Origin of the sequence: Mycobacterium kyogaense (assembly GCF_036946525.1) — a bacterium.
Taxonomy (GTDB): domain Bacteria; phylum Actinomycetota; class Actinomycetes; order Mycobacteriales; family Mycobacteriaceae; genus Mycobacterium; species Mycobacterium kyogaense_A.
In genome coordinates, this window is sequence record NZ_JAQIIY010000007.1 from 53,628 (window position 1) to 66,955 (window position 13,328).

12 protein-coding genes and 1 pseudogene are annotated in these 13,328 nt (G+C 69.2%); 5 read left to right on the forward strand and 8 right to left on the reverse strand.

Annotated elements, in window-relative coordinates:
- Window positions 1-103: 103 nt before the first annotated feature.
- A pseudogene (locus PGN37_RS04515) lies at window positions 104-220 on the forward strand (CAP domain-containing protein); the annotation flags it as partial.
- On the opposite strand, the gene PGN37_RS04520 reads toward PGN37_RS04515, so the two are convergent.
- The 5 genes from PGN37_RS04520 to PGN37_RS04540 all read right to left on the reverse strand — a co-directional run bounded on the left by PGN37_RS04520 (window position 217) and on the right by PGN37_RS04540 (window position 4,508).
- Window positions 217-573, reverse strand: coding sequence for a hypothetical protein (locus PGN37_RS04520; RefSeq protein ID WP_335330082.1), 357 nt, complete (start codon window positions 571-573; stop codon window positions 217-219). The pseudogene PGN37_RS04515 and the gene PGN37_RS04520 overlap by 4 nt on opposite strands.
- 100 nt (window positions 574-673) lie before the next feature.
- Complete coding sequence (locus PGN37_RS04525; protein WP_335329837.1) at window positions 674-1,453, reverse strand: ABC transporter ATP-binding protein; 780 nt, start codon at window positions 1,451-1,453, stop codon at window positions 674-676.
- A complete protein-coding gene (locus PGN37_RS04530; protein WP_335329838.1) occupies window positions 1,450-2,487 on the reverse strand; it encodes a taurine ABC transporter substrate-binding protein in 1,038 nt (345 codons plus the stop codon). The genes PGN37_RS04525 and PGN37_RS04530 overlap by 4 nt, the downstream gene beginning before the upstream one ends.
- The gene (locus PGN37_RS04535) at window positions 2,484-3,353 is read right to left on the reverse strand and encodes an ABC transporter permease (protein ID WP_335329839.1); all 870 of its coding nucleotides are present in this window, start codon (window positions 3,351-3,353) and stop codon (window positions 2,484-2,486) included. Before PGN37_RS04535 ends, PGN37_RS04530 begins: the two co-directional genes overlap by 4 nt.
- A 66-nt stretch (window positions 3,354-3,419) precedes the next feature.
- Window positions 3,420-4,508, reverse strand: coding sequence for an NAD(P)-dependent alcohol dehydrogenase (locus tag PGN37_RS04540; protein ID WP_335329840.1), 1,089 nt, complete (start codon window positions 4,506-4,508; stop codon window positions 3,420-3,422).
- Between the two features lie 201 nt (window positions 4,509-4,709).
- On the opposite strand from PGN37_RS04540, the gene PGN37_RS04545 reads away from it, so the two are divergent.
- Together PGN37_RS04545 and pntB are read left to right on the forward strand one after the other, a co-directional pair.
- Window positions 4,710-6,233: a Re/Si-specific NAD(P)(+) transhydrogenase subunit alpha gene (locus tag PGN37_RS04545; RefSeq protein ID WP_335330083.1), complete on the forward strand. Its 1,524-nt coding sequence runs from the start codon at window positions 4,710-4,712 to the stop codon at window positions 6,231-6,233.
- A gap of 6 nt (window positions 6,234-6,239) precedes the next feature.
- The gene (gene pntB, locus PGN37_RS04550) at window positions 6,240-7,679 is read left to right on the forward strand and encodes a Re/Si-specific NAD(P)(+) transhydrogenase subunit beta (RefSeq protein WP_335329841.1); all 1,440 of its coding nucleotides are present in this window, start codon (window positions 6,240-6,242) and stop codon (window positions 7,677-7,679) included.
- 2 nt (window positions 7,680-7,681) lie between these two features.
- Here pntB and PGN37_RS04555 read toward each other — a convergent pair whose 3' ends face one another.
- Genes PGN37_RS04555 through PGN37_RS04565 form a run of 3 tightly spaced genes read right to left on the reverse strand, consistent with a single transcriptional unit; the run spans window position 7,682 to window position 11,068 of the window.
- Window positions 7,682-8,872 (reverse strand): sensor histidine kinase, encoded by a 1,191-nt coding sequence (locus PGN37_RS04555; RefSeq protein WP_335329842.1) that lies wholly within the window; start codon window positions 8,870-8,872, stop codon window positions 7,682-7,684.
- Between the two features lies 1 nt (window position 8,873).
- Window positions 8,874-9,524 (reverse strand): response regulator transcription factor, encoded by a 651-nt coding sequence (locus PGN37_RS04560; protein ID WP_335329843.1) that lies wholly within the window; start codon window positions 9,522-9,524, stop codon window positions 8,874-8,876.
- A gap of 26 nt (window positions 9,525-9,550) precedes the next feature.
- Window positions 9,551-11,068, reverse strand: coding sequence for an FAD-dependent oxidoreductase (locus PGN37_RS04565; protein ID WP_335329844.1), 1,518 nt, complete (start codon window positions 11,066-11,068; stop codon window positions 9,551-9,553).
- Between the two features lie 77 nt (window positions 11,069-11,145).
- Here PGN37_RS04565 and PGN37_RS04570 point away from each other — a divergent pair, with 77 nt between their 5' ends.
- Together PGN37_RS04570 and PGN37_RS04575 are read left to right on the forward strand one after the other, a co-directional pair.
- Entirely contained in the window at window positions 11,146-12,603 is a 1,458-nt protein-coding gene (locus PGN37_RS04570) for an aminotransferase class I/II-fold pyridoxal phosphate-dependent enzyme (protein WP_335329845.1), read from the forward strand.
- Window positions 12,604-12,642: 39 nt separating this feature from the next.
- Window positions 12,643-13,311, forward strand: coding sequence for a phosphodiesterase (locus PGN37_RS04575; protein WP_335329846.1), 669 nt, complete (start codon window positions 12,643-12,645; stop codon window positions 13,309-13,311).
- Window positions 13,312-13,328 lie beyond the last annotated feature (17 nt).

Consider the following 13,328-nt stretch of genomic DNA (forward strand, 5'->3'; position numbering starts at 1 on the left):
GCGCTCCACTAACTGGTTGGTTCAGTCTAGGTGGTTGGCCTGTGACCGCGGTCTCGTCCGGTCTACACTCGGCTGCAACGTGCACGCCCGGCCTGACGGAGGTATTGCGGTGGACCCGAATCCCGATTACGACGCGAGCGACGAACTCGAGTACGGCATCAACTGGTTCGCCTGGATCCTGCGCGGGCAGTACCCGCCACCGTCGTACCCGCCGGTCTAATCCGCCGCCACCACCATTCGCCCAAACCGACGTTTGGGCGCGATCGTGCGAGTGCGTCGGACCATTTCGTCGAGTTCGGCACGGCTCCACACCACCGCGGCTGACACGTGGCCCCGAATCTCCCCCGCCCAATCTCGCGGCGGCACGGGCTCGCGGTCCGGCGGCCACAGCAGCGGAGGGTCCACGCGCATGAGATCGGCGGCGGGCGCCGGCCACATGTCTTCCTCGTAGCGCTCGCCGCATTTGCGGCACCGCACCTCGTACCGCATGCCGTGCGGAGCGGATTCGATGAAGACGTAATCGGCCATCGACACGCACCGCGGGCACCTCGCCAGGCCACGCTCAACCACCATGCTCACGCGGTTATCGTGCGGCTCATAGCCCAGCGAACGCACCGGTCCGGTCGGAGTCGATGCGGGATCGGTGCCGTTTCGAGACCCGGCACACCAGAGGTCAGGCTGCGGCGGCTTTGACCGCTCGGCCGACCTCGGCACGCAGCCGGCCGTACTCCGGGGAGCGGCGCAACTCATCGGGATCGACACCCGACCGCGGCAGATCGACCGGAATGTCGAGCGCGACCTGTCCCGGCCTGCGGCTGAGCACGATGATCCGCGAACCCAGAAAGGCCGCTTCGTCGGCGCTGTGCGTGACGAACACCGTGGTGCGCCCGGATTCGGCGCTCACCGCCCGCACGTCCTCCTGCAGACGCTCCCGCGTCAGAGCGTCGAGCGCGGCGAACGGCTCGTCGAGCAGGAACAGCGGCGTCTCGGCCGCGAGCGCCCGCGCGATCGCGACGCGCTGCTGCTGGCCGCCGCTGATCTCCCAGATGCGCCGATGCGCCATGCCAGACAGTCCGACCCGCTCGAGCAGTTGCTCTCGCCGCTCGGTACGCCGTTCCCGCGGCACCTTGGCGTAGGTGAGCGCCAAGTCGACGTTGCCACCCACCGTCCGCCACGGGAACAGCCGCGGCTGCTGGAACACCACGCCCGCACTGACGCCGGGAGTCGGTGGCGCACCGCCGATCTCGACCGAGCCCTGGGTCGGGGTCTCGAATCCGGCGAGCAGCCGCAGCAGCGTGGATTTGCCGCAGCCGGACGCGCCGACGAGCACCACGAACGAGCCCGGTTCGATGGTCAGGTCCACCGGGCCGACCGCCGTCACCGCGTGTGCGCCGCTGCCGTACCGGTGCGACACCGCGTTGACGCGGATCGCCGTGTCAGTGGCGGCGGTCATGGCGCGAGAACATCCGGCAGGCCCTTCGTGTAGATCGCATCCTGGAAGGTCTGCAGGTTCGCCGCCGACGGGATCTGCTTCTGCTCGGCCAGGAACTGCGACGCGCTCTGCAGGTTCACCGCAATGTTGCCCGGCTTACCCTCTGCGCCAAGCCATTCCGGCGATGCCACCTGCTGCGGTGTCAGATACACACCCTGCTTGAGCTGCCCGGCGACGGCATCGGGGGTCAGCCCGATCTCGGCGGCGATCGCCGTGGCGGCCGCCTGCGGGTCGCTCTGGATCAGCGACAGGGCACGCGCCTCCTGCTGACGCCAGACATCGACGACGTCGGGGTGCTTGGCGGCGAAATCGTCGGACACGGCACCGAGGTCCAGCGTCGGCTTTCCGTCCTTGGCCAGCTGGCGGCTGGTGATCAGGTCCTTGCCCGAGGTGCGCAGCTGGTCCAGCGTCGGCAGCCAGGTGTAGGCGGCGTCGATGTCACCGCGTTCCCACGCCGCGAGGATTGCCTGCGGCTGCAGGTCGACGAGCTGAACATCGTTGGGCGACAAGCCGTTCTGATTCAGCGCTGCGAGTAGGCTGTAGTGCGCGGTCGATGCGAACGGCGTGCCGATGCGCTTGCCCCTCAGCTGCGCGATGGTGTCGACGCCGCTGCCGTTGCGGGCGACCAGCGCCTCGTTGTCGCCGGCCACGTCGAGGACGAATGCCACCTTGTACGGGATGTTCAGCGGAGCGGACAGGCCGCGTGCGACCGGGCTCGATCCCAGCGCGCCGAAGTCGAGTTCCTTGGCGATGAACGCGGTGTTCACGTCGGCGCCGGAGTCGAACTTCGTCCACTTGATGTTGTAGTCGGGCAGCGCGTCTTCGAGCCAGCGCTTGTTCTTGACGATCAGGTCACCGCTGGGGAAGGCCTGGTATCCGATGCGGATGGTCTCCTTGCCGGCATCCTGACCGGTGTTGCCGACCGAGCAGCCGCTCAACGCCAGTACCGATACCAGTGCCGAGACCAGCACGGCCAGAACCCATTTCAGCTTCATACTTTTCCTCTCCAGGGGACAGCGCGCCGTTCGAGCGCGCGTAAGAGTCCGTCGATGACCAGCCCCGAGAAGCCGATCGCGAAGATGCCGACCAGCACGACGGGGGTGTTGTTGTAGTTGCTCGCGTCTTTGACCAGGCCGCCGATTCCGGGGATGCCGTTGAACAGCTCGGCGGCGACCACCGACGAGTACGCCATCCCGACGGCCAGCCGGATTCCGGTGAACGTCTCGGGCAGCGCTGAGGGGATGACGACGTCGCGGATCACCTGGCGTCGCGTCGCGCCGAGTGCGCGCGCGGCCTCCTGCAGTGCGACGGGCGCGGCGACGACCGCTGCCGTGGTCGCCACGGCGGCGGGCGGCAGCGCGGCCAGCGCCAGCAGCGTGATCTTGGGTGCCTCGTCGATGCCGAGCCAGATGATCAGCAGGAAGAAGTACGCCAGCGGCGGCAGCGCACGCAGGAACGTCAACCACGGTTCCAGCACTGAGCGCAGCCAGCTGACCGAGCCCATCAGCAGCCCCAGGGCGACACCGAGCGCCACGCCGATCACGACGCCGGCGAGCACCCGGCGCAGCGTCATGTACAGGTGCTCCCACAGCAGGAACCCGGCGTAGCCGCGGGTGCCGTCGTGCGTGGTCGAGACGTCGAGGAAGGCCCGCCACACCGTGGCCGGGTAGGGCACGAACGTCTGGTTCCAGATGCCGCTGGCGGCCGCGATCTGCCACACCACACCGAAGACGACGACCGACAGCAGCGGTAACGCCGCCCGCGTCAGCCGTCCTCGCCACCGACCTCCGCGCGAGCGCGCGTCAGCGACGGGCGCCGCGGTGGCGGCGTCCTCGGGCGTGATGTCGACGAAAACAGACACCGGGAGATGCTGACGGAACCGTCAAGGCTGCGAAAGTGCTGTGCTCAGCGCGAATTTAAGTGCTGGTCACCAGGTCAGGACGGGTTTGACGACGTCGCCGCGATGCTGCGCCGCCAACGCGTCGTTCACGTCCGCGTGCGGGAACGCGGTGACCAGGCGGTCGATCGGCAGCCGGCCCTGGGCGTGGAGCTCGAGCAGTTGCGGGATGAAGGTGGCGGGTACGGAGTCGCCCTCGAGGCAGCCGTGCACCGTCTTGCCGCGCAGCACGAGGTCCCGCAGATCGATGGCAGGCACCCCGGCGCCCAGTCCGACGGCCACCGCCGACCCTCCGACCGCCAGCGCGGCGACCGCATCGGCGAGGACGTCGGGCCGGCCGGTGGTGTCCAGTGCATGGTCGGCGCCACCGCCGGTGAGATCGCGCACGGCGGCCACGACATCGTCGCCGGGCGCCAGGCTCGCGTGCGCTCCGAGGCTCTCGGCGAGTGCGCGGCGCTGCGGCGACGGTTCGACCACCACCACGGTCTGCGCGTCGGCAGCCAGCGCGGCGAGCACCCCCGCGAGACCGACTGCGCCACCGCCGAATACGACGACAGAGCTGCCCGGGTGGGGTTTCATCAGGTTGAGCACCGCGCCGGCGCCGGTCTGGAAGCCGCACCCGAGCGGTGCCGCGACCACGGGGTCGACGTCGGAGCCCACCACGACGGTGTTGTCAGCCGTGCTCAGCGCGTATCCCGCGAGGCTGGACTGGCCGAAGAAGCCGTCGAGCACCCGAGAATCGCCCAGCATCACGCGCGCCGACCCGTCGTCACGCTGTCCGAAACCGTTGAGGCGCAACGCGTCACGACAGTAGGCGGGCCTGTCTGCCAGGCAATTGCGGCATCGCCCGCAGGAGCGGAACGTCAACACCACTCGGTCGCCGGGCCGCACCCCGTCTACCGCAGCGCCTACCGTCTCGACGATCCCGGCGCCCTCGTGGCCCAGCAGGACCGGCCGATCTGCCGCTCCGACAGCACGATTGACCAAGTCGGTGTGACAGATGCCCGACGCCTCGATGCGTACCAGGATCTCGTCGTCGCGCGGTTCATCGAGGCGGACCTCGGTCAGGACGAAAGGATCGGCCGGGTCATAGGACAGTGCCGCAGTGGTCGTCGGCATCAGCGTATCGGCCGTCGAACAGGGTGAACGGAGCCACGACGCATCACCGGGCGAGCGTATCCCCCGCCCCTCCCCCGTCCGGGGGAGACCCTGCTCCGGGTTGTGAGCAGCGCGGGGAGTCTCTTTACACTGGCATCCTCCACGTCCAGCGACGTGCCTTCATGCGGCACGGTGCGCGAAGCCAAGATCGGATCGACATCGATGATCATCGGGATACCGAGAGAGTCCCTGCCCGGGGAGACGCGCGTCGCCGCGACTCCGCAGACAGTCGCGCAACTGCTCAAACTCGGCTACGAGGTAACGGTCGAATCGGGCGCAGGGGCTGCCGCGAGCTTCTCCGACGCGGCGTTCACCGAGGCCGGCGCCACCGTCGGTGACCCGTGGGTCGCCGACATCGTCCTCAAGGTCAACGCCCCGAACGACTACGAGATCGCCCTGCTGCGTGACGGCGCCACCCTGGTCAGCCTCATCTCCCCCGCCCTCAAGCCCGAGCTGGTGGAGAAGTTGTCGGCGCGGCCCATCACGGTGCTGGCGATGGACGCGGTGCCCCGCATCTCGCGCGCGCAGTCGCTCGACGTGCTGTCCTCGATGGCCAACATCGCCGGCTATCGCGCGGTGGTCGAGGCCGCGCACCGCTTCGGCCGGTTCTTCACCGGACAGGTCACCGCCGCGGGCAAGGTGCCCCCGGCCAAGGTGCTGGTGGTCGGCGCCGGCGTCGCCGGTCTCGCCGCGATCGGTGCGGCGGGCAGCCTGGGCGCCATCGTGCGTGCCACCGACCCACGTCCTGAGGTCGCCGATCAGGTCAAGTCCCTGGGCGGCGAATACCTGGCCGTCGATCCGGCGGCGGCCGAGGTGTCGGCGACCGGTTACGCCAAGGAGATGGGCGACGACTACAAGGCACGTGAGGCTCAGCTCTACGCCGAGCAGGCCAAGGACGTCGACATCATCATCACCACCGCGCTGATCCCCGGACGGCCCGCGCCGCGCATCATCACCGCCGACATGGTCGCCTCGATGCGGCCCGGCAGCGTGATCGTCGACATGGCCGCGGCCAACGGCGGCAATGTCGAGGGCACGGTCAAGGACCATGCCGTCGTCACCGACAACGGCGTGACGATCATCGGCTACACCGACCTCGCCGGCCGGCTGCCCGCGACCGCGTCGCAGCTCTACGGCACCAACCTGGTCAATCTGCTCAAGCTCGTCACCCCGGAGAAGGACGGCGAGCTCACGCTGGACTTCGACGACGTCGTCCAGCGGTCCGTCACGGTCGTTCGCGACGGGAACCTGACCTGGCCGCCTCCCCCGGTGCAGGTCTCCGCCGCGCCCGCCGCGAAGGCCGCGGAGCCGGTCGCGCAGAAGCCGGCCAAGAAACCGATGTCGATGGGACGCAGGCTGGGCATCACGTTCGCCGCCGCAGCCGTGCTGTTCGCGCTCATCGCTCTGTCGCCGGCAGCGCTGCAGGTCCATCTCACGGTGTTCGCGCTGGCGATCGTGATCGGCTACTACGTGATCGGCAACGTGCACCACGCCCTGCACACCCCGCTCATGTCGGTCACCAACGCGATCTCCGGCATCATCGTCGTCGGCGCCCTCCTGCAGATCGGGCACGGCAACCCCGTCATCACTGCGGTGGCCTTCGCCGCAATCCTGCTCGCCAGCATCAACGTCTTCGGCGGCTTCGCGGTGACCCGCCGCATGCTGGCCATGTTCTCGAGGAGCTAGAAGCCCATGTTGACTCTCGAAACCGCGGCCACTGCCGCCTACGTCGTCGCCGCGCTGCTGTTCATCCTGGCGCTGGCCGGCCTGTCCAAGCACGAGACCTCGCGGGCGGGCAACTCGTTCGGCATCGCCGGCATGGCCATCGCGCTGGTCGCGACGATCGCGCTGTCCCTGGCCCGCCACATCGAGCCGCTCGGCTTGGGCCTGCTCGTGGTCGCGATGGCCATCGGCGCCGCGATCGGGCTGTGGCGCGCCAAGGTCGTGGAGATGACGGGCATGCCGGAACTGATCGCGCTGCTGCATAGTTTCGTCGGCCTGGCTGCCGTACTGGTCGGCTGGAACGGTTACCTGCACGTCGAGCGTGACCTCGCCGGGGCCGAGGCGGTGCAGCTCGGCAGCGAGGGCATGCTCGGCATCCACTCCGCCGAGGTCGTCATCGGTGTGTTCATCGGGGCGGTGACGTTCACCGGCTCGATCGTGGCCAACCTGAAGCTGTCGGCGAAGATCAAGTCCGCGCCGATGATGCTGCCGGGCAAGAACGCCCTCAACGTGGGTGCGCTGGTGCTGTTCGCGGCGCTCACCGTCTGGTTCGTCGTCGATCCGCAGCTGTGGCTGCTCATCGTGGTCACCGCGCTGGCGCTGCTGCTGGGCTGGCATCTGGTCGCCTCGATCGGCGGTGGCGACATGCCCGTCGTGGTGTCGATGCTCAACAGCTACTCGGGCTGGGCCGCGGCCGCCTCGGGCTTCCTGCTCGGCAACGACCTGCTGATCATCACCGGCGCGCTGGTCGGCTCCTCGGGTGCCTACCTGTCCTACATCATGTGCAAGGCGATGAACCGCTCGTTCATCTCCGTCATCGCCGGTGGCTTCGGGATCGAGGCCGGCCCCTCGGAGGACAAGGACTACGGCGAGCACCGCGAGATCAACGCCGACGGCGCCGCCGAACTGCTGTCGAACGCCAGCAGCGTGATCATCACGCCCGGTTACGGCATGGCCGTCGCGCAGGCGCAGTACGGAGTGGCCGAGCTGACACGCAAGCTGCGCGAACGGGGCGTCGAGGTCCGCTTCGGCATCCACCCCGTCGCCGGCCGCCTGCCCGGCCACATGAACGTGCTGCTGGCCGAGGCGAAGGTGCCCTACGACATCGTCCTCGAGATGGACGAGATCAACGACGACTTCGACGGCACCTCCGTCGTGCTCGTGATCGGCGCCAACGACACCGTCAACCCGGCCGCGTCGGAAGATCCGGGGTCACCGATCGCCGGCATGCCGGTACTCACGGTGTGGAACGCCGACAACGTGATCGTGTTCAAACGGTCCATGGCCTCGGGTTACGCCGGCGTGCAGAACCCGCTGTTCTTCCGTGAGAACACGCAGATGCTGTTCGGCGACGCGAAGGACCGGGTCGACGCGATCAATGCCGCGCTGGGGGCGACTCAACCCGTCTGAGCTCAGACCGTCTGAGGTTCGCGCGGGGACGTGGCGACGATCCGGCTGCCCCGCCCGTCGACCGACTCGATGCGCATCGACCCACCCATCGCGTCGAACCGGGCCTGCAACGAGCCGAGCCCGATGTGCCCGGCCGCCAGGGATCTACCGACGACGCCGGGGTCGAACCCGCACCCGTCGTCGGCGACCGTCAGAATGACGCGGTCCCCGCGCCGCAGGAGGTCGACGTGCACCGTCGTGGCGGCCGCGTGCTTGCCGACGTTGGTGAGCAGCTCGCGGGCCGCCCGGTACAGCAGCGACTGCGACGCCGGGTGGCCGACCTCCTCGAGGTCGGCGATCACGTCGACGTGATAGCGAGTCTGGAACTGCCGCAACAACTCTCGCACCCCCGCGGTGAGGCCGAGCTGCGCGAGCACCTGCGGGTGCAGCTCGGAGACCGTCGAGCGCAGCCCCGCGGCCGTCTCCTGCAGCGCGGAGTAGACGAGGTCCAACGCGGGATCGGAGTGGCGCTCGCGGGCCTCGTCGAGTTCCAGCCGGGCGGCGAGCAGTGTCTGCAGCGGACCGTCGTGCAGGTGCTCGGCGACCTCACGATTGTGGCGTTCGTCGGACTGCATCGCCTCGGACACGAGCTGGCGCCGCACCTCCTGCAGGGCGGTCAGCCGAGCTGCGCGACGGGCCAGCACGAAGCTCAGCGCGGTGGTCGCCACCGCCATCCACACCATGAAGCCGAAGTGCGTGTAGACCATGTTGGGCAGTCCGACGCGGTCGTCTCGCTTGGAGTAGAAGATCCACACCGCGAGGTAGCCGACGGCGGTCACCGCGCCGATGAGCGCCGACAGCCCGGGCCGGTCCTGGAACGCCACCGAGATCGGCAGCAGGAAGAACACCGGCAGCAGCGCGGCGGTCGCGCCGCCGGACACCAGACACAGCGCGATGATGACCGTCAGGTCGATGACGATCGACGTCCAGTCCGCCCAACGCGGCACCGGGCCGCGCACCACCGCGATCAGCCACACCACGGCGCCGATCGCGTAGCAGCCCAGGATCGCGGCGTAGAGCTGCGGCAGCCAGTGGTCGACGTCCCAAATCCACACCAGGACACCGATCAGGGCGATCAGTGGCAGCCGCAGCAGCGCCGAGACACGCACCGGTTCAGAGGCCAGGAAGTCCCGCCAGTCGCGCACTCGCTGCATGTCAGTCCAGCAGCTTGCGGCGCATCGCCTCGGCCACCGCGGCGGCCCGGTCGCTCACGCCGAGCTTCTCGTAGAGCCGCTGCACATGCGTCTTCACTGTCGACGGGGCCAGGAACAACTCCTTGGCCATCGCCGGGATGCTGGCGCCGCCTGCGATGAGCACCAAGACCTCACGCTCGCGGGGACTCAGCACCGGAGCGTCGGGGTCGGCGCGCCGGCGGATCTCGCCGGCCAGCCCCGCGGCCAGGCTCGGCGCGACCACGTCGCGGCCCTTCGCGCAGTCCAGCACCGCGTTGACCAGCTCGCTGCGCGTCGACTCCTTGGGCAGGAATCCGGCCGCACCGTCCTGCAACGCCCGGTAGACGATCGCCGACTCGTCGTGCGCGGAGATCAGCAGCACCCGGGTGGGCAGCGCGTCGCGGACCACCGCGGCCGCGACCGCAGCCCCGTCCATCCCGGGCATCCGGTAGTCGAGAAGCGCGACCTGAGGCCGATGTTCGCGGATAGCGGCCAGCGCGGCGGTTCCGTCGTCGGCCTCGGCCACCACATCGATGGAGCCGCTCGACTGCAACGCCCGGACCACGCCGTCACGGAACATGGGATGGTCGTCGCCGACCACCACGCTGACCCGCTCCACCATGGCGATCAGCATTCCACAGCCACCCGCAGGTGGCGGGCCTATTCGGACGTGGTCAGGCCGCGCGTGGCGGGCCCTTCGAGGAGCGCGCCGTCGGGTGCGAACCGGGAGCCGTGCAGGGGGCACTCCCACGCGAGGTCGGAGTCGTTCCAGGTGACGATGCCGCCGAGGTGCGGGCACACCGGGGAGACCGTGCGGGTCACGCCGTCGACGACACTGGTGGCCGTCATCCGCCACGGCGCACCGCTGACCACACCCTGGCCTTCTTCTGGTGTGTCCGACGATGCGGTGATCGGGGTGATCCAACCTTTGGCCAGATTCAGGCCGACCTGCATGTTGAGTTGGAGCGCGGTGGGGATGCCGGTGAGTTCGTGCGGGCTCCAGCTCGCGAACGCGGCGGCCCAGTCCATCCGTCCGCCGAGGATGCGGGAGGACAGCGCCAGCGCCGCAGCCACCCCGTTCGTCATCCCCCACTTGTCGAATCCTGTTGCCACGAGCAGGTTTTCCATCTTCGGCAGCAGGGGGCCGACGTAGGGCAGCTCGCCGATGGGGTGGTAGTCCTGCGCCGACCAGTAGTGGGTCTGCGTGGCACCCGGATAATGCAGGGCCGCCCAGCGCGCCAATTCGGACACTGCGTCCTTAGGGTGCGAGGACCGCCCGACGGTGTGGCCGGCACCGCCGACGATGAGCTTGTCGCCAGAGCCGGTCGGGGCGTACCGCACCGAGCGGCTCGGCGAGTCGACCGAGAGGTACATCGATCGCGTGATGTCGCCCGGCACGTCGAAAGCCATGCAGTAGGACCGTTTTGGCTCCATGCGAGCGAAGAAGAAGCCTCGGTCGAGTACGGGTGTCCCGGTGGCCAGCACCACCCGCTGCGCGGTGATGGTGTGCTCGGCGGCACGGGTGTCTTGGTCGTCGGAGGTGCGGCGCAGATCGACCCGCAGCGGCCCGGTGCCGGACACCTTGGTGGCGCGAACTCCTTGCAGCAGGGTGCCGCCGTGCTGTTCGAGTTCGGTGGCCAGGCTGGACAGGTACGGGATCGGGTCGATCTGGGCCTGGTTGCGCAGCCGTACACCGCCGGCGAACGGGAACGGCACGTCGGCCTCGTCGACCCACTGTGCGTCCAGTCCGGCTTCGCGGCAGGCGGAGAGCACGTCGCGAACTGTGCCGAGCCCCTTGGTGTTCTGCGCATACGCGTGGTCGTCCTCGCGCTGGAAACTCAGCCCGTGCTCCTCGCAGTGCCGCACGAGCCAGTCCCGGCCCTCGGTGTTGCCGGTGACATAGGCGCGCAGCGTGTCGGTGCCGTGTTTCCCCGCGATGCTGGCCAGCTTGCTGCCCTGGAGCACGCTCACCTTGCCGGTGGTGTTGCCGGTGGTTGCCGCACCCGCGTGCCGGGCTTCCACGACGACGACCGACTTGCCGGCTCGCGCGAGTAGCGCTGCAGTGGTCAGGCCGGTGATCCCGGCGCCGACCACGACGACGTCCGCAGTGGACACGTCGTCGATCACGCTGGCCGAGGTGGGGGCTTCCAGACGCCCGTCCGTCCACAGTGAAGGCATGGCGCGCCGTGTACCCGCGGCACTTCCGGCCAAACGCCGCGCGTTTGTCGGCTGACGCAACGGGAAGGGCTGTGGTCGTGGATCACTCGCGCGCTCCGATGCTCGACGCCCTGTCGCGTTATCACGATGAGGACCGGTACGGGTTCACTCCACCCGGCCACCGACAGGGTCGCGGCGTCGACGGGAGAGTGCTCGCGGTGCTCGGCGTCGATCCCTTCCGGAGCGACGTGTTGGCGAGCGGCGGGCTGGACGATCGCCGATCGCGGGGCGGCTATCTGTCCGACGCCGAGGAGTTGATGGCCGATGCGGTCGGGGCCGATTACGCCTTCTTCTCGACCTGCGGGAGTTCGTTGTCGGTGAAGGCCGCGATGATGGCGGTCTCCGGCGGCGGCGACGGACTGCTGCTCAGCCGCGACAGCCATAAGTCGATCGTCGCCGGGCTCATCTTCGGTGGGCTCGAGCCGCGCTGGATCACCCCGCAGTGGGACGCCGAGCGGCACTTGTCGCATCCGCCGTCACCGCAGCAGGTCGAGGAGGGCTGGTGCCGGTACCCGGACGCGGATGCCGCACTCATCGTCAGCCCCAGCCCCTACGGGACCTGTGCCGATCTGCAGGGGATCGCCGATGTCTGTCACCGTCGAGGCAAGCCACTGATCGTTGACGAGGCGTGGGGTGCCCACCTGCCGTTCCACGACGATCTGCCCACCTGGGCGATGGACGCCGGAGCCGACGTCTGCGTGGTCAGCGTCCACAAGATGGGCATGGGGTTCGAGCAGGGTTCGGTCTTCCACGTGCAGGGCGACCTGATCGATCGCGCGCGCCTGTCGGCGTGCGCCGACTTGCTGATGACGACGAGCCCGAACGTGCTGCTCTACTCGGCGATGGACGGCTGGCGTCGACAGATGGTCGAGCGCGGCCACGAGATGCTGGGCGCCGCAATCGATCTCGCCGATACGGTCCGCGCGCGGCTAGATGGGTTGCCTGACGTAACGGTGATGGCCGCCGAGTTGATCGGAGAGCAGGCGTCACACGATCTGGACCGGATGCAGGTTCTTCTCGACGTCGCGGGTACCGGCACGTCGGGTTATCAGGCCGGCGACTGGCTTCGCGAACATCGGCACCTCGACCTGGGGATGAGCGATCATCGCCGCATCCTGGCGACGTTCTCGGCGGCAGACGACGCGGACTCCGCTGACCGCCTCGTCGGCGCTGTCACAGCGTGGCGGGACGCGGCGCACACCATGTCCGCACCGCCGACGATCCAGCTGCCCGATCCGCGCGATCTCCAGCTCGACAGTGTGATGCTGCCGCGCGACGCATTCTTCGCCCCCGTCGAGATGGTGTCTGCCGCTCACGCCGTAGGGCGGATCGCGGCGGAACAGATCACGCCGTATCCACCGGGCATCCCCGCCGTCGTCCCCGGTGAACGACTGGACGAGGCTGTCGTCGACTATCTGCGCTCGGGGGTCGACGCCGGCATGAACGTTCCCGACGCCACAGATCCATCGGTGACACAGTTCCGTGTGGTCGCCTGAACCGGTTTGGACGTCCCGGATCGGGGCAGACATCCCCAGGTGAGCATCTCCGACCTGACCACGCTGCCCCTGCGGGCCGGTTCCGCGCTGCGTGACCGGCGGGTCTTCCATCCCACCGGGGTGCTGTGCGCGGGGACCGTGACGCGGGTGGCCCCCGATGGCGAGGGCCTGCCGCTGGTGTCCGGTGACGTGGTCGGCCGGATCTCCAAAGGCGCGGGCACGCCGGGTTCGTTGCCCGACTTCGCCGGCCTGGCCTGGCGCATTCAGCGCGACGCGGACGCGCAGGTGCCGTGGGATGTGCTGATGGTGTCGTCGACAGCGCGCATCGTGCTGCGGCCGACGCGGTCGTGGTCGGCCGCGCAGTACTCGACGCTGATGCCGCTGGGGTACCGCAGCGGCGTGTACTGGCTGCGGGCTCAGATGGTGGCGCCACCCGAGGACGACGGATTGTCGGTGACTGCGGTACGCGACCGGCTCACGTCGGGACCGATCGAGTTCACCGTCGAGCAGGCGCGCGGCGGCGGGTCGTTCGCGCCGTTGGCGACGCTGCGGTTCGATCGGGCGCTGTGTGGCGACGAGCCCGAATGCGACCAGCCGTTCGATCCGACGCAGCGCAGCGGGTCCGAGGTCGTGCTGTTGCCGCACTGGCTGACCTCACTGCGCAGATCCGCCTACCGCAACAGCCGGGAGGGCCGGGGCGCGCAGTGATGCGCTGGTCCTGGCCG

Coding starts and splice junctions, on each gene's coding strand:
- PGN37_RS04545 (WP_335330083.1), top strand. CDS start 4,710: ATGATCATCGGGATACCGAGAGAGTCCCTGCCCGGGGAGACGCGCGTC.
- PGN37_RS04520 (WP_335330082.1), bottom strand. CDS start 573: ATGGTGGTTGAGCGTGGCCTGGCGAGGTGCCCGCGGTGCGTGTCGATG.
- PGN37_RS04540 (WP_335329840.1), bottom strand. CDS start 4,508: ATGCCGACGACCACTGCGGCACTGTCCTATGACCCGGCCGATCCTTTC.
- PGN37_RS04530 (WP_335329838.1), bottom strand. CDS start 2,487: ATGAAGCTGAAATGGGTTCTGGCCGTGCTGGTCTCGGCACTGGTATCG.
- PGN37_RS04555 (WP_335329842.1), bottom strand. CDS start 8,872: ATGCAGCGAGTGCGCGACTGGCGGGACTTCCTGGCCTCTGAACCGGTG.
- PGN37_RS04525 (WP_335329837.1), bottom strand. CDS start 1,453: ATGACCGCCGCCACTGACACGGCGATCCGCGTCAACGCGGTGTCGCAC.
- PGN37_RS04560 (WP_335329843.1), bottom strand. CDS start 9,524: ATGCTGATCGCCATGGTGGAGCGGGTCAGCGTGGTGGTCGGCGACGAC.
- PGN37_RS04565 (WP_335329844.1), bottom strand. CDS start 11,068: ATGCCTTCACTGTGGACGGACGGGCGTCTGGAAGCCCCCACCTCGGCC.
- pntB (WP_335329841.1), top strand. CDS start 6,240: ATGTTGACTCTCGAAACCGCGGCCACTGCCGCCTACGTCGTCGCCGCG.